Annotated in this window: 18 protein-coding genes; 11 read left to right on the forward strand and 7 right to left on the reverse strand. The window is 48.4% G+C overall.

The window, feature by feature from the left end; genetic code table 11:
* The first annotated feature begins 49 nt into the window (after nt 1-49).
* The 3 genes from CWM47_RS25810 (at nt 50) to CWM47_RS25820 (ending at nt 2,029) form a co-directional block, all read left to right on the forward strand.
* A complete protein-coding gene (locus tag CWM47_RS25810) occupies nt 50-787 on the forward strand; it encodes a LytR/AlgR family response regulator transcription factor (protein ID WP_100991297.1) in 738 nt (245 codons plus the stop codon).
* 67 nt (nt 788-854) lie between these two features.
* The gene (locus CWM47_RS25815; RefSeq protein WP_100991299.1) at nt 855-1,652 is read left to right on the forward strand and encodes a DUF3298 and DUF4163 domain-containing protein; all 798 of its coding nucleotides are present in this window, start codon (nt 855-857) and stop codon (nt 1,650-1,652) included.
* A gap of 89 nt (nt 1,653-1,741) precedes the next feature.
* Nucleotides 1,742-2,029 carry a hypothetical protein gene (locus tag CWM47_RS25820; RefSeq protein WP_100991301.1) on the forward strand — a complete coding sequence of 96 codons (288 nt, stop codon included), beginning with the start codon at nt 1,742-1,744 and terminating at the stop codon, nt 2,027-2,029.
* Nucleotides 2,030-2,035: 6 nt separating this feature from the next.
* On the opposite strand, the gene CWM47_RS25825 is transcribed toward CWM47_RS25820, so the two are convergent.
* Nucleotides 2,036-2,518: a group II truncated hemoglobin gene (locus CWM47_RS25825; RefSeq protein WP_100991303.1), complete on the reverse strand. Its 483-nt coding sequence runs from the start codon at nt 2,516-2,518 to the stop codon at nt 2,036-2,038.
* 93 nt (nt 2,519-2,611) lie between these two features.
* On the reverse strand, nt 2,612-3,742 hold the full coding sequence (gene ald / locus CWM47_RS25830; RefSeq protein ID WP_100994051.1) for an alanine dehydrogenase: 1,131 nt from the start codon (nt 3,740-3,742) through the stop codon (nt 2,612-2,614).
* A gap of 175 nt (nt 3,743-3,917) precedes the next feature.
* Between ald and CWM47_RS25835 the strand changes: the two genes are divergently transcribed.
* From CWM47_RS25835 to CWM47_RS25870, 8 genes are all read left to right on the forward strand, one after another.
* Nucleotides 3,918-4,382, forward strand: a complete 465-nt coding sequence (locus CWM47_RS25835) for an Lrp/AsnC family transcriptional regulator (RefSeq protein ID WP_100991305.1) — start codon at nt 3,918-3,920, stop codon at nt 4,380-4,382.
* Between the two features lie 175 nt (nt 4,383-4,557).
* Nucleotides 4,558-5,523 (forward strand): Kelch repeat-containing protein, encoded by a 966-nt coding sequence (locus tag CWM47_RS25840; protein WP_100991307.1) that lies wholly within the window; start codon nt 4,558-4,560, stop codon nt 5,521-5,523.
* 127 nt (nt 5,524-5,650) lie between these two features.
* A complete protein-coding gene (locus CWM47_RS25845; RefSeq protein WP_100991309.1) occupies nt 5,651-6,550 on the forward strand; it encodes a 3-keto-disaccharide hydrolase in 900 nt (299 codons plus the stop codon).
* A gap of 99 nt (nt 6,551-6,649) precedes the next feature.
* The gene (locus tag CWM47_RS25850; RefSeq protein WP_100991311.1) at nt 6,650-7,822 is read left to right on the forward strand and encodes a DUF1624 domain-containing protein; all 1,173 of its coding nucleotides are present in this window, start codon (nt 6,650-6,652) and stop codon (nt 7,820-7,822) included.
* Nucleotides 7,823-7,892: 70 nt separating this feature from the next.
* Nucleotides 7,893-8,474, forward strand: coding sequence for a Uma2 family endonuclease (locus CWM47_RS25855; RefSeq protein WP_100991313.1), 582 nt, complete (start codon nt 7,893-7,895; stop codon nt 8,472-8,474).
* Nucleotides 8,475-8,579: 105 nt separating this feature from the next.
* Complete coding sequence (locus tag CWM47_RS25860; RefSeq protein WP_100991315.1) at nt 8,580-9,086, forward strand: hypothetical protein; 507 nt, start codon at nt 8,580-8,582, stop codon at nt 9,084-9,086.
* 57 nt (nt 9,087-9,143) lie between these two features.
* Nucleotides 9,144-9,332 carry a PLDc N-terminal domain-containing protein gene (locus tag CWM47_RS40340; RefSeq protein ID WP_394342025.1) on the forward strand — a complete coding sequence of 63 codons (189 nt, stop codon included), beginning with the start codon at nt 9,144-9,146 and terminating at the stop codon, nt 9,330-9,332.
* Between the two features lie 14 nt (nt 9,333-9,346).
* On the forward strand, nt 9,347-9,886 hold the full coding sequence (locus CWM47_RS25870) for a GNAT family N-acetyltransferase (protein ID WP_240625476.1): 540 nt from the start codon (nt 9,347-9,349) through the stop codon (nt 9,884-9,886).
* Between the two features lie 80 nt (nt 9,887-9,966).
* On the opposite strand, the gene acs is transcribed toward CWM47_RS25870, so the two are convergent.
* The 5 genes from acs to CWM47_RS25895 all read right to left on the reverse strand — a co-directional run bounded on the left by acs (nt 9,967) and on the right by CWM47_RS25895 (nt 17,325).
* Entirely contained in the window at nt 9,967-11,877 is a 1,911-nt protein-coding gene (acs, locus tag CWM47_RS25875; protein ID WP_100991319.1) for an acetate--CoA ligase, read from the reverse strand.
* A gap of 116 nt (nt 11,878-11,993) precedes the next feature.
* A complete protein-coding gene (locus CWM47_RS25880; RefSeq protein ID WP_100991321.1) occupies nt 11,994-13,907 on the reverse strand; it encodes a propionyl-CoA synthetase in 1,914 nt (637 codons plus the stop codon).
* Nucleotides 13,908-13,932: 25 nt separating this feature from the next.
* On the reverse strand, nt 13,933-14,322 hold the full coding sequence (locus CWM47_RS25885; RefSeq protein ID WP_100991323.1) for a response regulator transcription factor: 390 nt from the start codon (nt 14,320-14,322) through the stop codon (nt 13,933-13,935).
* A 44-nt stretch (nt 14,323-14,366) separates the two neighbouring features.
* Entirely contained in the window at nt 14,367-17,120 is a 2,754-nt protein-coding gene (locus CWM47_RS25890) for an ATP-binding protein (RefSeq protein WP_100991325.1), read from the reverse strand.
* The gene (locus CWM47_RS25895; protein ID WP_100991327.1) at nt 17,113-17,325 is read right to left on the reverse strand and encodes a hypothetical protein; all 213 of its coding nucleotides are present in this window, start codon (nt 17,323-17,325) and stop codon (nt 17,113-17,115) included. Before CWM47_RS25895 ends, CWM47_RS25890 begins: the two co-directional genes overlap by 8 nt.
* Nucleotides 17,326-17,389 lie beyond the last annotated feature (64 nt).

Consider the following 17,389-nt stretch of genomic DNA (forward strand, 5'->3'; position numbering starts at 1 on the left):
ATGACATCTTTTTATACCTCCTCTCGTCCAACGTCTAACGCAAATAAAAATGAAAACCCTTATCATTGACGACGAGCGACTGGCCCGCAACGAATTGCGTCGGCTGCTTGAGAATTTCCCCAAAATCCAGATTATTGGCGAAGCCGCCAATGCAGATGAAGCCCTTCCTATGATTGAAGAGCTTGAACCGGACCTGTTATTTTTAGACATTCAGATGCCCGGCAAAAATGGCTTTGAGTTGCTGCAGTCTATTGAAGGCAAAACGCCGGAGGTGATCTTTACCACGGCATTTGATGAATACGCGATTAAAGCGTTTGAGTTTAACGCGCTCGATTATCTGCTCAAGCCTGTTGAGTTAGCGCGACTGTCGGAGGCTATCCATCGGGTAGAGGAGGAGCAGCATAGCCAGGAAACATCCGGTGGTGCTTCATCAGGAATTTCAACAAAAATATTAGGCGAAAATGACCAGGTATTTGTGAAGGATGGCGAAAAATGCTGGTTTGTTAAACTGGGTAAAGTGCGGTTGTTCGAGTCGATGGGTAACTATGTCCGGCTGTATTTTGATGATCAAAAGCCACTGGTTCTCAAGTCGTTGAACGCACTGGAAGATCGTCTGAACCCCGCTACGTTTTTCCGGGCAAACCGCAAGCATATCATTAATTTGCAGTGGATTGAAAAAATTGAGCCCTGGTTTAGCGGGGGGTTATTGGTCACGCTGCGAGGAGGAGATAAAATCGAAATTAGCCGCCGACAGGCTATTCGGTTTAAAGATTTGTTAAGTTTGTAGTGTTGTGGCACTTGGTTTGTAGAATAACTTACCTCGAAACCAGGTGCCACGATTACGACAACGGTCTATGAAGAATACGCTGGCCATCCTTCTCTTTGGCTTAATCAATATAGTTTCGGCTTGTCAGTCTACGGATTCAGAGCCACCCGTTTTGGATAAACAGAACTTTACCTTTACCGGATCGAGCCGCTGCGATACCACTAAAAATGCGGGCGTAGATGTTTCTGTTGCATATGTACTTCTGAAGAGTGATACAGAAGGCGACCGGAAAATAAATGATAGTTTGCGCCGTCTTGCCGTTAACAGTATTGTTGGCTGGCTCGACAATGAAACCGTAGCCGAGCACCCCGATGTACAGACTGATTTAGCGAAAGCAGCTACCTTATTTGCGACCGATTACGAAATCGTGCGAAAGGATATGGGTAATTTAAGTGGTTGCTGGGAAGTGAAAACTACCGCTGACACACTGCATGCCGGTCCCAAAACCTTGTCGGTTAAATACGAAACGTTTGCTTACACAGGCGGTGCGCATCCAAACTCCAGTGTATCTTTTTATAACTTCAATCGGGAAACAGGAAAAATAATTACCCTGGCCGATATGGTATCGGACACGACCGCTTTGCTCAGGGTCGTTGAAAAAGCGTTTCGGAAGCAACAGGACTTACAGCCACAGAATAATCTTGAAGAGAAAGGTTATTTTCTTCATGACGGCCGATTCTTTTTACCGGCCAACATCGGTATGAGTACCAGCGGGCTGATATTTTACTATAACCCTTACGAGATAGCTGCTTACGCCGTCGGGCCGATTCAAGTCACGGTTCCTTATGCCCAACTGAGCGGGATCCTTCACGAAAATTGGTTGTAAAAGGCTTCCTGTTATTTACCGTAGCCATCTTACTGTATACCACCAGTTTTTGCCTTTAACGCTTCTATACCAGCTAAATTTGCTACAAAATGACATTCGATCAATTTACGGCCACGCTTTCACAAGCCCAACCCCCGGCCGACTTGCATCCGGTGGTACAGGGGCTTTGGTACGATGCCAATGCTAATTGGGAACAAGCGCACAACATTGCCCAAAGCCGTGAGGGCGAACAGACGTATGATCGATTACACGCTTATCTGCACCGCAAAGAAGGTGATCGATTCAATGCGAATTACTGGTACCGGCGGGCTAAAGCACCCTTTTTTGAGGGCTCTCTGGACGAAGAGTGGCGTACCCTGGTGAAACAATATTTGTAGGCCCACCTACGGAATGTAAGGTCCGCCTGTTTCGCCCCAGCCCCAGGTTGGCATAGGCGCATCTACCTGTTCACTCACGATATTCTCTCGTGAATTAATAACGGCAAGCCTGGAACCCCACTCCAGATAGCCAACCAGTGCAGAACGAAATTCCGGATCATCGGGTAAGCCAACTATGTCGGCCGTGTCCAGAATCAGGCCAATCCAGCGTTGGCGTTGCTGTTCGGTTAAGTTTTTTCCCAGATGATGATGGATCATTTCATAATGACTGCCTTCTTCTGTGCTGTATGTCGATGGCCCCCGGAAGACCTCGGCAATAAAATGAGCCACATGACGCGTATGTTCGGGTGACATACCCCGAAAAACGGGCTCAAGTTCAGAATCCTGGTGAACCCGCTGGTAAAATAAGTCGGTCCAGGCTTCAAATTTCTCCATACCCCCCGCCCATTCATAGAGTGTGGGAATACCTGTGTTCGGTTGTGTATTCATATGACAGAGAGATAATTGCCATTAAACTACAAAAAAAAGGCCGCACTCTTGCGAATGCGACCTGCGTCTGTCGATGAATAAGTAATATTTTTATTAAGCCATTTCTTCTTCGGTAAGCACCGTGCTTACGTCAGTCAATGGCAAATTGAATGCATCAGCAACACCTTTATACACAATCTTGCCATCGACTACATTCAGGCCCAGTTTCAGGTCAGAATTGTCGCGGCAGGCTTGCTGCCAGCCTTTGTTGGCTAATTGAAGTGCATAAGGCAACGTCGCATTGGTCAAGGCCAGCGTGCTTGTGTATGGAACAGCACCCGGCATGTTGGCAACGCAGTAATGAACGACACCGTCAATGATGAAGGTTGGATTTTCGTGGGTAGTAGGCGAGCAGGTTTCAATGCAACCGCCCTGGTCAACAGCTACGTCTACCAGCACCGTACCGGCACGCATCAGTTTCAACATCTCCCGTGTAATAAGGTGTGGCGCTTTAGCCCCTGGAATCAACACCGCACCAACGATCAGGTCACAGACTTTGATCATCTCCCGAATGTTGTATTCGTTCGACATCATCGTTTGCACGTTTGGTGGCATAATGTCTGACAGGTAACGTAAACGGGCCAGGCTGACATCCATGATCGTAACGTGTGCTCCCAGACCAGCAGCCATTTTAGCCGCTTGGGTACCTACAATACCACCGCCTAAAATAAGAACGTTGGCAGGTTTCACACCCGGAACGCCACCGAGCAGAATGCCCCGGCCTTTCAATGGTTTTTCTAAATATTTAGCACCTTCCTGAACCGCCATCCGGCCAGCTACTTCCGACATGGGAACTAGCAACGGCAAGCTGCGGTCCGGGCGCTCAACGGTTTCGTAGGCCAGGCAAACAGCCCCTTTCGCCAGCATGGCCTGCGTCAGTTCCTCCGATGAAGCGAAGTGGAAATAGGTAAACAGCAACTGGTCTTGCTTGATCAAATCGTATTCGGAAGCAATAGGCTCCTTAACCTTCATGATCATTTCGGCGATGTTATACACTGCTTCAATGGTTGGCAGCATAATGGCACCAGCCGCGATGTACTCTTCGTCCTCGAACCCACTACCTTCACCGGCATTTACCTGTACATAGACCGTGTGGCCATGCTTACGTAGTTCGGTTACACCAGCGGGCGTTAGTGCCACACGGTTCTCGTTGTTTTTGATTTCTTTTGGAACACCAATGACCATGACGAATGAATGCGTTTGGAAGATTTCGCGATTAAGCATTACAAAGGTATGTTCACCGTTGTTGTTTTCTAATAGAATGGTATTTTTTAGGAAAAATACCTAATTATGTGCTTATTTAACGGAAATAAATCTAATGATTGCCAGATAAACGAGAATAAGCCGTAAAAATGCCTTTATGGAAATTTTAGATAAAACGGATCGCCGAATCCTTACTTTACTACAGCAGAATGCTCGACTAACCATACAGGAAATAGGTCAAAAGATTAATTTGTCTAAGACCCCCGTTCATGAGCGCATAAAAAGACTTGAACGAGAAGGCATTATCGAGCGCTATGTAACGATCCTTGACAAGAAAAAACTCGGGAATTTACTGATCGTTTTTTGTCAGGTAACACTCGACCGGCAAACCCGCGACGCCTTCGCCGATTTTGAAACGGCTGTACGCGTTTTGCCGGATGTGCTGGAATGCAACCGGGTTTCGGGGACGTTCGATTACCTGATCAAAATCGTTAGCAAGGACATGGAGTCCTATAATTATTTTTATCAGGAGCAATTGTCGGTCATTCCCGGTACACTACACATTAGTAGCTTTTTTGTCATGGCCGATGTTAAAAATTCGACGGTTATACCGGTCGAGTAAAAGGGTAAATGCTTCCGTAAGGGATACATAAGCCGCTTGATGTTGTCATTTTGATCACTTCCTGCTTCCCGGAGATTCACTATACAGGTCAGCAAAGTGATAACAAGTTAGAGTAGTATCGGGCAAACTTCTGGTTTGTTAACCAGTCACTTTATTCCTCTATATATTGGCATTTATGAAGGTGCATTACCTCTGTTTTCTGGGTCTGGTCGGCATCAGCCTTACCGCAAAAGCCCAAACCTGGGAACCCGTTACCACGCAAAATACATGTTCAACCCGCCACGAAAATGCGGCTACGCTCATTGGCGATAGTTTGTATGCGGTAGGAGGTCGTGGTATCAAACCGTTAGAAGCGCTGAACCTGAAGACGCTGGTTTGGCAAACACTGCCCACTCCACCGCTCGAAATGAATCATTTTCAGGCTATTACCTATGGCGGGGAGTTGTATGTTATTGGCGCTTTTCAGGGTAAATATCCACACGAAACGCCTATTCCGAATATTTACATCTATAGTCCTAAGCAGGGAAAATGGCGAATGGGACCGGAAATTCCGAAAGAGCGGCTTCGGGGATCGGCGGGCGTGGTCGTTTATAAAAACAAAATCTATGTGGCCTGCGGGATTATTGATGGCCATTTTGATGGTCATGTCGCTTGGTTGGATGAGTATGACCCAAAAACGAACACCTGGAAACGCCTGGCCGATGCCCCCCGCACCCGCGACCACATTACAGCCGCCGTTGTTGATGATAAGCTATACTTGGCTGGCGGACGTAATTCGACAGCTCGTATCAATAAGGTGCTGGAGACAACTATTGCTGAAGTCGATGTTTACGATTTCAAAACAGGACGTTGGGAAACGTTACCCGCTTCATCGAATATCCCGACTCAGCGAGCAGGTGCTACAGCCGTAACGCAGGGCGGAAAAGTCTGGATTATTGGTGGTGAAACCGTGCAGTTACTGGCCCATAACGAAGCCGAAGCACTCGATCCAAAAACCAATAAATGGACAACAGGCCCAACCCTGAAACAAGGTCGACATGGTACGCAGGCCGTTGTTCATGATGGTAAAATCTACATTGTGGCAGGCTCGGCCAATCACGGTGGCGGTCCTGAATTAAATACCGTCGAAGTGTTAAATTAAGTTATCGGAACACAGATGGAACGGATTGAACAGATCAACACAGATTTGTAACGTCAACTTTATCTGTGCTAATCCGTCCAATCCGTTCCATCTGTGTTCCTATTTTTCCCACTATCTATCTTCTTACATGAAAATCTCACTTAACATACTTCTCCTTTGTTTGACGACCTTCACGATGGCTTTTGCCCAAAAAGCTGCCAGTAAAGAAGAATGGGTGTCGATTTTTAATGGGAAAGATTTGAAAGACTGGGATATAAAAATTGCTGGTCGACCGCTCAACGACAATTACCAGAACACCTTTCGAGTCGAGAATGGTATCATGCGTGTTGTGTATGACCAGTACAAAACGTTTGATTTTAAATATGGGCACATATACTATAAAAAGCCCTACTCATACTATCGCGTACGGTTCCAATATCGGTTTTTAGGCAATCAAACGCCCGGTGGCGACTCCTGGAATGTACGGAATAGCGGTATTATGCTTCACTCCCAATCGGCAGAAAGTTTATCGCTCAATCAAACGTTCCCTGTCTCTCTGGAAATGCAGTTGCTGGGTGGCCTAGGTAAAGGTGAGCGCCATACGGGTAACCTGTGTACGCCGGGTACGCAAGTGTTTATAGGAGATAAACTCCGCCCCGAACATTGCACGGACTCCGATTCGAAAACGTATGATGGCGACCAATGGGTTACCGCTGAAGCGATCGTGATGGGCGATTCGATTGTGCACCATTTGATCAACGGCGACACCGTGTTGACATACCAACGACCACAAGTTGGTGGCGGATTCGTAAGCCCTACCAGTGACTGGGATTCAGGACGATTTGGAGCAACTGCCGCAAATCACTGGATCAGCCAGGCCAATACGCCACTTGGCAGCGGGTTTCTGGCGTTACAGGCCGAAAGCCATCCTATTGATTTTCGGAATATTGAGGTGTTAGATCTAGTCGGCTGTATGAACCCTAAAGCGTTGAATTACAAATCGTATTATGTAAAAGCTGACAATACAAAATGCCGGTATAAGAAATAGCTTGTAGTACCGACCGTCCCGGTCGGGCGTGTGTTCTACCGTTCCTCGCCCGACCGGGACGGTCGGTACTACGGCATCACTATAATGACCAATCAATACATGAAGCGCGTAACCGCTATTGACATAACACGTGGGCTGGTCATGGTTATAATGGCCCTTGATCACGTTCGTGACCTTTTGCACACACCCGCCCTTACGCAAAATCCGACCGATCTGGCGACAACGACACCGGCCATTTTTATGACCCGGTGGATTACCCATTTATGTGCGCCCACGTTCGTTTTTTTATCGGGTACGTCGGCCTATCTTTCCTTACGAAAGCAAAGTGCGACTGGTACAGATAGTGCATCGGGCCGACGGTTTCTGCTGAAACGAGGTTTGGTTTTGATTCTACTCGAACTTACGGTTGTCAACTTCGCCTTCTGGTTCGACATTCATTTTCAATCCCTGATGCTACAGGTTATTTACGCCATCGGTGGTGGATTGGTTGTTCTTTCACTACTGGCGAAACTTCCCGTCAAATGGGTGGGTATTATAGGGGTAGCCATTGTATTCGGACATAACATACTGCAGGCCGTTCCTCCGTTTACCGAACCCGTACCTAAACTGTTGTGGGCCTTATTTTTCCGAACGGATTTCTTGCCTATCAGTCCGCACTTTGCCCTGTTAGCTGCGTATCCGCTGATTCCCTGGCTGGGTATTATGCTCGTTGGCTTTGCCTTTGGCCAATTAATGGAGCGACCGATGGAACAGCGGAAACCATTTGTGCTGCGTATCGGATTTGGGGCGCTACTCCTGTTTGTATTGTTGCGTTACCTGAACTTGTATGGCGATCCGGCGCCCTGGTCTGTTCAGAAAACAGAGCTATTCACTTTCTTTTCGTTCATCAACGTCACCAAATATCCGCCTTCGCTGTTGTACACATTGCTCATGCTTGGCCTGATGCTGGTATTCCTATCAGCTATTGATGGGAAAGAGAATGCGCTTACCCGCATTTTTACCGTGTATGGTAAAGTGCCTATGTTTTATTACATCATCCATTGGTATCTGGTGCATTTGTCCATGATTGGCATGAGTTTGCTTCAGGGATATTCGCTGGCCGATCTGCCGTCTGGCCCTCTTAACTTCGGCCGGCCTGAGCACGCGGGTATCTCGCTGGTGGGCGTCTATGCCGTCTGGCTCGGGCTGGTCATTCTGCTATACCCGCTCTGCAAATGGTATGGGAAGTACAAGGCCGCTCACACTGAAATTGGTTGGCTACGCTATGTGTGAAGCGGGTCATTCGTTTTGATTGCATAGTATGATTCAGTAGATTTGGTATTAGCTGATAACACACCTGCCCATGCAACTCCCATTGCACATACCTCAACTCGACGGTTTTACCGATGATGAATTAGTCCGGTTCTGTCTGGCTAATCCTGAACTAACCATTGAACGCGACGAGAACGGTATTTTGTATATTAATATGTCTCCCACCCACCTTTTAACGAGTACGAATAATAGCGAGTTGAATGGCGAGTTCGTTATCTGGAACCGCAAGACAAAAGCCGGTAAAGTCATTGACTCGAACGGTGGGTTTTTCCTGAAAGACAAATCCATGAAAGCACCCGACGTGGCCTGGATACGGCGCGAACAGTGGGATGCGTTGAGTAAAAAAGAGAAACATTCCTTCCCGCATCTGGCACCGGATTTTGTCCTCGAATTAGCTAGTGACTCCGATAATCTTGACGTTGTTAAAGAGAAGATGGAGAAGTGGCTCAGCAATGGTGTCCGGTTGGCATGGCTGATTTCACCTGAAGAAAAACTAACCTATATCTACCGCCCAGACCAAACGGTCGAAACAAAAACCTTTACTGAAACGCTGTCGGGCGAGGAGGTCATGGTTGGATTTGAGACTGTATTGGCCGAGATTCTGGAAGAGTAACGGTGAGGAGAATACCCTTATGAAATGTTTTGCCAAATTGGAGCTGGTTAACGTTTCTGGCAGTTTAGTAAAGGACTAATTATAGTACAGTTTCTAAACCATAGTATGATTTTAGATCAGCTGGATAAAGAGGAAAACAATTTACTTTCCCAAATCAATAACATAGCAGGTTCGATAGAAGAAAAAGTAAGGCAATCAGAAATTAAGGGAATAGTTGATGCTTACAAATCAATACATGCACGGTATGCTGAGCTTGCAAAAAAAAATAGCGAAGCTTTAAAGCGAGGTTTGTTTTTACAATGGTACGTCCTTGTAGAGCCTTCTTACTTGAGCGGTATTAGTGATATTGATACGAGGTTAGAGAAAGTAATAATAGATGCTCTGGATGACAATATTGGCCAGAATAAAATTGATCCTGAACTGTATGCAATGGTGAGTTATTATTCAGACTTGGAATTTGTATTTGATCGTTTTGAAGACTGCGTCAATCTTCAGAAATTTCTTGAAAGTAGATTAGACTATGGTACAATCATTCGCCAAGTTGAGCAAAGTGACTTGAATCACAGAGGTCAAATGGGAATCTATTGGCAGTCAATTATATCCCTTGATTAATTTAATGAAAAAGTCAAAACCTCTTACTATATGCTACTAACCCCTGACTTAGGTTTGATGCTCTGGCAACTTGTAAATCTCCTGTACCTACTTGGGGTTATTTTTGCTTTGGTTCAGCTTTACAAACATCAACTATCTTTTCAGACAAAGACGTTGTGGTGCTTTATTAGTTTAATTATTCCGTTTGGATGGATTATCTACTTGATTTTTAGAGGACAGTTGCGCCAAACAAAAGCTTTTGATTAGTAGTATCAACAGGCATGAAAATAACTGTTATGGCTATGTCAATTGACTGCGAATTATGCATCATCCGTTCCTTTCAACAGAGCGATGAACGGACAATAGCTCAACACGCTAACAACAAAGAGATCTGGCTGAACCTGCGAGATCACTTTCCACACCCTTACACGCAGGCCGATGCTCAACAATGGCTTGAATCTATCGTGGGTGCCATTCCTGAAATAACCTTCGCGATCAGTGTTGACGGAAAAGCCGTAGGGGCTATAGGTTTAGTACTCCAAGAGGACATCGAGCGTTGTTCGGCTGAAGTGGGCTACTGGTTGGGACAAGCCTATTGGGGGCGTGGCATACTTACGGCAGCACTAAAAACCTTCACCCGCTATGCCGCTGATGAATTTAAGCTAACGCGCCTGTATGCCGTTCCCTTTCTTCGCAATACGGCGTCAATGAAAGTGCTCGAAAAAGCAGGCTACCAACGCGAGGGCATCATGCGTCGAAGTGCCATCAAAGATGGTCAGGTCATAGACCAGGCGCTCTATGCTTATATTCCTGCCTACTAACTGAACAAATTTGCGCAGAAACAAAAAAAGCGTCGGACGTTTCCGCCCGACGCAATTGAAAACAACAAATCACAAGTTTTTTATAAAGCCCCTTTCATTATGTCCTCCACTACGGCAGGATCGAGCAGGGTTGAGGTATCTCCCATATTACTGGTTTCGCCTTCGGCAATCTTGCGCAGAATCCGGCGCATGATTTTGCCGGAACGGGTTTTTGGTAAGCCTGTTACGAACTGTATTTTGTCAGGCTTGGCAATGGGCCCGATAACGCGGGTTACCGTCGCCAGGATATCCCGTTTGGTAAGGTCGGCATCGTGACCTTCAGGGAACTGCTCGGCAATAATGTAGGCGTAAATGCCCTGTCCTTTAATGTCGTGCGGGTAACCCACCACCGCGCTTTCAACCACACCCGTGTGCATGTTGATTGCGTTTTCGACTTCGGCAGTGCCAATGCGGTGACCCGATACGTTCAGTACGTCATCCACGCGGCCTGTGATCCGGTAATATCCATCTTCATCACGCATGCAACCGTCGCCGGTAAAATACAGACCCGGATAAGTCGCGAAATACGTCTGGCGGCAACGTTCGTGGTCGCCGTAGGTTGTCCGAAGAATACCCGGCCAGGGGAACTTCATACACAAGTTTCCACTAACGCCATTGCCTTCAATCTCGACGCCATTTTCGTCCACCAGAATTGGTTGGACACCAGGCAAAGGAAGCGTTGCGTAACTTGGTTTTGTTTTGGTAATACCGGCCAGGGGCGAAATCAGGATGCCTCCCGTTTCGGTCTGCCACCAAGTATCGACAATCGGGCAGTTGTTCTTGCCAATGTGATCGTCGTACCAATGCCAGGCTTCTTCGTTGATTGGTTCGCCTACAGAGCCAAGCACCTGCAAACTGCTCAGGTCGTGATTTTCAACTTTATCTAATCCAAAACCCATCAGCGAGCGAATCGCCGTTGGAGCGGTGTAAAGCGTATTTACTTTATGCTTGTCGACAATATCCCAGAAACGTCCGGCATCAGGGTAAGTAGGAACACCTTCAAAAATCAGCGACGTGCCCCCACAGGCCAGCGGGCCATAAACGATATAGGAGTGCCCCGTGATCCAGCCAATGTCGGCAGTACAGAAGAAAACCTGCCGACCCGTCGGACCGTCCTTCTCATACTGAAACACATTCTGGAATGTATAAGCGGCATAAACCATGTAGCCTCCACAGGTATGCACAACGCCTTTTGGCTTGCCGGTTGAGCCGGAAGTGTACAAAATAAACAGCATATCTTCGGCATCCATCACCTCGGCGGGGCAGTCGGCGGTTACCTGCTTGAGTTCCTGCTCCCACCATACGTCGCGTCCTTTGAGCATCGACACTGGCGTACGGGTACGGGTAAGTACAATAACTCGTTTAACACTTGGGCAACCGATCAACGCATCGTCGACCGTGTTTTTCATTGGAATTTCTTTATTTCCCCGGTAGGCACCGTCCGACGTAATGATGAGTTTACATTGAGCGTCATTGATGCGGTCGGCAATGCTTTGCGCCGAAAATCCGCCGAATACCACCGAATGGATCGCCCCGATCCGGGCACAGGCCAGCACGGCAATGGCCAGTTCGGGCACCATTGGCATGTAAATACATACTCGGTCACCTTTTACAACACCATTCCGTTTCAACACATTGGCAAACCGGCAAACCTGATCGTGAAGCATCCGGTAGGTGAGCGTTACGCCCGCTTCATTGGGGTCATTCGGCTCCCAGATAATAGCGGGTTCATCGCCCTGCGTGGCTAAGTGCCGGTCGAGGCAATTCTCCGTAATGTTAAGTTTACCGCCAACGAACCACTTTATGTTCGGTTCATTGAAGTTCCATTGAAGGGTTTTGGTCCATGGTTTGGTCCACTGAAATTCCTGGGCTATCTCGGCCCAGAAAGATTCTGGGTCTTCAACACTTTTTTGGTAGGCTGTTTGGTATTCGTCAAAGGTTCGGATACGCATGGGTTTGTGACGTTATTGGGGAATTATTGCATTCGACCGTTAAAGGTAAAACGGTCTGTTGAATTTTAGGGCACTAGAAGCCGGTAATGTTGCTTATTTGCTATAGATGGCTCTTTTTACGCAAAGGCAAGCCCTATATGACGTTCCTGCAAGCTGGCTTTTATCTCGTCCAGAATAGCCGGATCGTCGATGGTAGGAGGGAGTGTGAAAGCTTCGCCATCGGCTAACTGCCGAATCGTTTTTCGGAGAATTTTTCCTGAGCGGGTCTTCGGTAATCGCTTCACAGTCAGGGCTTGCTGGAAACAGGCAATGGCGCCAATCTGTTTACGAATCAACGCGATCAATTCTTTCTCTACCTGATCGGGGGTGATGGTCTGGCCGTCTTTCAGGACCACGAAACCAATTGGGCGCTGCCCGCGCAAGTCGCAGGCGATACCTACCACGGCACACTCGGCAACTGCCGTATGACTGCCAACTAATTCTTCCATCTCACCGGTAGATAATCGGTGCCCGGCCACATTAATGACATCATCGACGCGCCCCATGATAAATACATACCCGTCGTCGTCAACATAACCTCCATCGCCCGACAAATAATAGCCCGGAAACCGACTCATATACGATGAGTGGAAACGGGGCGTATCGCGCCATAGGGTAGGCAGGCAGCCTGGGGGAAGCGGCAGCTTTAGACATACATATCCGGTTGTAGTGGGACCAACCTGCTGCCCGTGTTCGTCCAGAATCTGTAAATCGTAGCCTGCCGTAGGCCACGTTGCCGATCCGGCTTTGACTTCCTGTAATTTAATGCCCACCGGATTGGCCACAATTGGCCAGCCTGTTTCAGTTTGCCACCAGTTGTCAATAACCGGAACACCCGTTGTCTGTTCGAGCCAGTTAAGCGTGGATGGGTCGCAGCGTTCACCAGCCACGAATACATACCGCAGCGTGGAGAGGTCGTACTGGTGGCGCAGCGATGCCTCGGGGTCTTCTTTCCGAATCGCACGGAAAGCGGTTGGTGCCGTAAACAGGACATCGACCTTATAGTCACTGATAATTCGCCAGAACGTACCGGCGTCGGGTGTCCGGACGGGTTTGCCTTCCAGAATAACCGATGTGCAGCCCCTTAGCAAGGGTGCATACACCGAATAACTATGGCCAACTGCCCAGCCGAAATCAGATGCCGTAAACATCACATCGCCCGGTTTGAGGTCATAAACAGCCACCATACTATAGACCATAGATACTGCATGGCCCCCGTTGTCGCGCACAATTCCTTTGGGTTTGCCCGTGGTGCCCGAAGTATATAAGATGTAGAGTGGATCGGTAGCCTTGACCGGCACGCACCCGGCTGGTTCGGCCTGCGAAACTGATTCCTGCCAGTCGAGATCGCGACCAGCCTGCAACGTTGCCGTACATTGTGGGCGTTGTAAGATCAGAGTATGCGCGGGCTGATGGGTTGCCAGAGAAAGGGCTTCATCAAGCAGTGGTTTATAGGGTATAACGCGGTCGATTTCAATGCCACAGGATGCCGATAACACGACTTTAGGTTGTGCATCGTCAATACGGATGGCTAGTTCATGGGGAGCAAAGCCGCCAAAAACAACCGAGTGAACAGCCCCTAAGCGAGCGCAGGCCAGCATAGCAAAAGCTGTTTCGGGGATCATGGGCATATAAATAACCACCGTATCGCCTTTTTCAACGCCCATTGAGCGGAGGGCACCTGCCAGCCGCGCGACTTCATCGCGAAGTTGCCCATAGGTGAAGGCCTGTTTTATGCCCGTTACCGGAGAGTCATATATAAGTGCATTCTGGTCGGCGCGGCCATTGTCGGCGTGATAATCTACGGCGGCATAGCATGTATTAAGAACACCATCGGTATACCAGCGGGTTAGCCCTTCCTCATCTGTGGTCAGGATTTGGGTGGGCGTTTCGTACCAGGGGATTCTGTCAGCCTGTTCGGCCCAGAAGGCAGTCGGGTCTGAGAGGCTGTAGGTGTGTTCATTAGCGTAGGTACGGGTGGGTGTATTCATGGCACTAGGGATTGATAGGTCCAATTCAGGTATTATTTGCGGGCAATTCAGCAGGTATCAGGTCACGAACCTTAGCAACCAGTTCACGGGTAGAGAAGGGTTTGGGCAAGTACAGGTCCGCTCCGGCTTCGTACCCGAGTTTTACATCGCTCTCTTTACTTTTCGCACTCAGGAAAATCACTTTCGTTTGTTCAAAGCCGGGGGTTTTGCGAACGTATTTACACAACTCATAGCCATTCATACCCGGCATCATAATATCAAGCAGCAGTACAGTAGGGCGATGTTGCTGTATTAAGTCAAATGCTTCGCTGCCATCGCGGGCTATCAGTACCTGATAGCCTTGTTTCTTCATTAAAAACTCTAATGACAGCAGTATACTCGGATCATCGTCGGCAATTAAAACGTGAGTAGGCATTCTATAGGCGGTTAATAATTTGTTTGTCAATTGAGCTTGGCGGCTCAGGATAAATAAGGCGTTTGGTTATCCTTCCCTACTGAATTGTTTATAAGTAAAGGTAAATGAAATGTGAACGTCGACCCCTTGCCGGGCTCACTGTCAACAAGTAGCTTACCCTGGTATAGTTCGATTAGTTTGCGGGAAATGGTCAGCCCCAGGCCACTGCCTTTAGGCATTACTGTTTCATTGGTCTGTGCGCGATAAAATTTCTCAAAAATAAGCTCCAGATAAGCGGGTGCAATACCCATGCCTTGGTCAGTGACCTGCACACGGCAGCTATGTTGACTCCGATCAACCCGAACCCGAATCGGTTCGCCACCGGCCGGGCTGAATTTAACGGCATTCGATACAAGGTTGATCATAACCTGCATAAGCCGGTCGGGGTTGACCATAATCGAAATTGGGCTTTCGGGAATTTCGGTAACAATTATAAGTTGTTTATCCGTAGCCAGGGGTCGTACTGTCTCGACCGAGTCCCGAACGATTTCGGCCAGCGATACCAGGGCAAGGTCGAGCGGTTCCCGACCCGACTGAATGCGTTCGAGTTCGAGGATTTGGTTAATTAGTCGTGTCAGCCGTTCTGATTCCTTCGTAATCGTACTCAGAAACCGCTGGCGGGTATCTATGTCCAGATCAGGCTCATCGTGCAGAATTTCTATCAGTGCCCGAATGGACGTTATGGGGGTTCTGATTTCATGACTTACCGTCGATAAAAAGTCGTCTTTCTGCTGATCGGCCGTTTTGAGCAGTTCGTTAGCTTCGCTTAACTGCCCCGTCAGTTGCTTTAACTCTGCCGATTGCCGGGTCAATTCTTTATTTGCGACCATCAGCGCCTGCGAGCTTTTTAAAATCTGGATTACTTCATTGGCAGTGATGGGTTCCTCTTTGGCTACCGAGGCAACCAGAATCCGGGCTGAAGCAGCGCCAACAGCTCCGGCCAGCAACCGTTCGGCGTGGGCTACCAGACGTGGGTCGGCATAGGGTTGGTTCGCGTCAATTCGATGCCGCCGAATATACCGACCTACCACATGATCGGCCTGGGGCGGGCCAAAAAATGTAGCCAGTAATCCCTGAACATCGGTTAACAGGGCGGTACCTTTCCAGACAACCGGGTTTTGGCGGGCGCGGTTCAGGTCAAAAACATCCACAAACAAAACTGCCTGATTGGCGTCGATAGCGCTTTGGGGACTACGAAGCGATCCCCAGACATACAGGCTGGTATTTATGAACAATGACCAGAAAGCCGAGTGCGAAATGGGATCGTATTGATGAAGGCCGAATAAACTTTGTGGAGTCAACAGACTCAGGCCAAATGGTCCGTCGGTCAGTAACGAAGGCGGTAAAATAGCCGGAACCAGCGTGGGAATAATGAGCGTATAGAGCCAGATACCACTACCCGCCAATAGTCCCAGACGGGCACCCTCTTTAGAGCCTCGCTTCCAGAACAGCCCACCAATAATGGCTGGTGCAAACTGAGCGACGGCCGCGAATGAAATCATGCCAACCGACACCAGCGACAGTCGATTCGATACTTCCCGGTAATAGCTATACGCAAACAAGAGTAATAACAGAATAGACAGTCGCCGGATGTTCAATACAAAAGCGCCGGGGCGTATTCGGCGTTGTCGCTGCCAGCGTGGTATGGTGACCAAAAGTGGCATAATCAGGTTGTTGCTGATCATAACGCTCAGGGCCGTCGTTTCTACGATAATCATACTGGCAGCCGCCGAAAATCCGCCCAGGTAAGCGAGTACGGCCAGGCCCAATTGTCCGTGCTGAAGCGGTAACGACAGTACATATTCGTCGGTGTTCGTATGATTACCGAGCAGCAACTGGCCACCAAATGCCATGGGCAAAACAAACAAACTGATGAGGAACATATAGAGTGGAAACAGCCACATGGCTTTGTTGAGGTGTTTCTCATCTCCGTTTTCTACGACCGCTACCTGAAATTGCCGGGGTAAAAAAAGTACGGCCAGACCAGATAATAAACACTGCCAGAACCAGTCGCCCGAGCTATGGCCAGGCCCGAAACTATACTCAGAGCTTAGAGCAGGAACCTTAGCTGCCTGCCGAAAAATGTCGGCAGGCCCATTGAATAAACTGAATGAGACAAATATGCCTACGGCCACAAAGGCCACCAGTTTCACCAGCGACTCAAAGGCAATAGTTGCCACCAGTCCCTCGTGTCGCTCAGTGGCTTCGAGTTTACGGGTACCGAACAGAATGGCAAACAGGGCCAGAACGAGGGTGATCAAAAAAGCCTGATCGCCCAGAAAGAAGGGCTTGGCAGTAGCTGCACTTTGTCCCGACAGGGTGGCAAAACTGCCCGCAATGGCTTTGATCTGGATAGAAATATAGGGGATGATACCGACGACGCAGAACAGGGTGACCAGTACACCCAGTTCGCGGCTCTTACCGTAACGGGCCGAAATAAAATCGGCAATGCTGGTAATATTCTGTTGTTTGCAAATGCGGATCATCTTGCGCAGCAGAATCCACCAGAGAGGAGCCATGAGGGTAGGGCCAACATAGGCCGACATAAACTCAACACCTGTTGACGCAGCCTTACCAACACTCCCATAGAACGTCCAGGCGGTACAATAAACTGCTAACGAAAGGGCATAAACGTATGGATTACTGACAACACTGCGTTTCGGCGAGGATTTAAGGCCGCGCCGTTCTGCCCTATCGGCAATTACGAACAGCAGAGCCAGGTACAGCAGCGAACACAGTATGAGCGTCAGGCTATTCATCGTCGGACAAGGAATTGTCGGGTAGCGAGGAGCGATGAATCACGTAAGCCAGCATGCCAATGAGCAGCGCCCACACCAGCAGGACGTATAAATACAGAACAGGGATGCCCCCTATCAACTCGGCATCACTCACGATCGAAATGATCGGCTCATTGAGCAGTAGTAGAAACAACGCGCTAAGGAGTAGCAAACGGACATTTTTCACGGTTTTTAAGGTAAGGAACGGTGGGTGAACAGGGTATTGTCGGGTACAGGTAATAACAAAAGCG

It is taken from the genome of Spirosoma pollinicola (assembly GCF_002831565.1).
Classification (GTDB): Bacteria; Bacteroidota; Bacteroidia; order Cytophagales; family Spirosomataceae; genus Spirosoma; species Spirosoma pollinicola.

Bases quoted from the DNA above. Each gene is read 5' to 3' on its own strand.
- CWM47_RS25810 (WP_100991297.1), top strand. From the start codon at position 50: ATGAAAACCCTTATCATTGACGACGAGCGACTGGCCCGCAACGAATTG.
- CWM47_RS25815 (WP_100991299.1), top strand. From the start codon at position 855: ATGAAGAATACGCTGGCCATCCTTCTCTTTGGCTTAATCAATATAGTT.
- CWM47_RS25820 (WP_100991301.1), top strand. From the start codon at position 1,742: ATGACATTCGATCAATTTACGGCCACGCTTTCACAAGCCCAACCCCCG.
- CWM47_RS25825 (WP_100991303.1), bottom strand. From the start codon at position 2,518: ATGAATACACAACCGAACACAGGTATTCCCACACTCTATGAATGGGCG.
- ald (WP_100994051.1), bottom strand. From the start codon at position 3,742: ATGGTCATTGGTGTTCCAAAAGAAATCAAAAACAACGAGAACCGTGTG.
- CWM47_RS25835 (WP_100991305.1), top strand. From the start codon at position 3,918: ATGGAAATTTTAGATAAAACGGATCGCCGAATCCTTACTTTACTACAG.
- CWM47_RS25840 (WP_100991307.1), top strand. From the start codon at position 4,558: ATGAAGGTGCATTACCTCTGTTTTCTGGGTCTGGTCGGCATCAGCCTT.
- CWM47_RS25845 (WP_100991309.1), top strand. From the start codon at position 5,651: ATGAAAATCTCACTTAACATACTTCTCCTTTGTTTGACGACCTTCACG.
- CWM47_RS25850 (WP_100991311.1), top strand. From the start codon at position 6,650: ATGAAGCGCGTAACCGCTATTGACATAACACGTGGGCTGGTCATGGTT.
- CWM47_RS25855 (WP_100991313.1), top strand. From the start codon at position 7,893: ATGCAACTCCCATTGCACATACCTCAACTCGACGGTTTTACCGATGAT.
- CWM47_RS25860 (WP_100991315.1), top strand. From the start codon at position 8,580: ATGATTTTAGATCAGCTGGATAAAGAGGAAAACAATTTACTTTCCCAA.
- CWM47_RS40340 (WP_394342025.1), top strand. From the start codon at position 9,144: ATGCTCTGGCAACTTGTAAATCTCCTGTACCTACTTGGGGTTATTTTT.
- CWM47_RS25870 (WP_240625476.1), top strand. From the start codon at position 9,347: ATGAAAATAACTGTTATGGCTATGTCAATTGACTGCGAATTATGCATC.
- acs (WP_100991319.1), bottom strand. From the start codon at position 11,877: ATGCGTATCCGAACCTTTGACGAATACCAAACAGCCTACCAAAAAAGT.
- CWM47_RS25880 (WP_100991321.1), bottom strand. From the start codon at position 13,907: ATGAATACACCCACCCGTACCTACGCTAATGAACACACCTACAGCCTC.
- CWM47_RS25885 (WP_100991323.1), bottom strand. From the start codon at position 14,322: ATGCCTACTCACGTTTTAATTGCCGACGATGATCCGAGTATACTGCTG.
- CWM47_RS25890 (WP_100991325.1), bottom strand. From the start codon at position 17,120: ATGAATAGCCTGACGCTCATACTGTGTTCGCTGCTGTACCTGGCTCTG.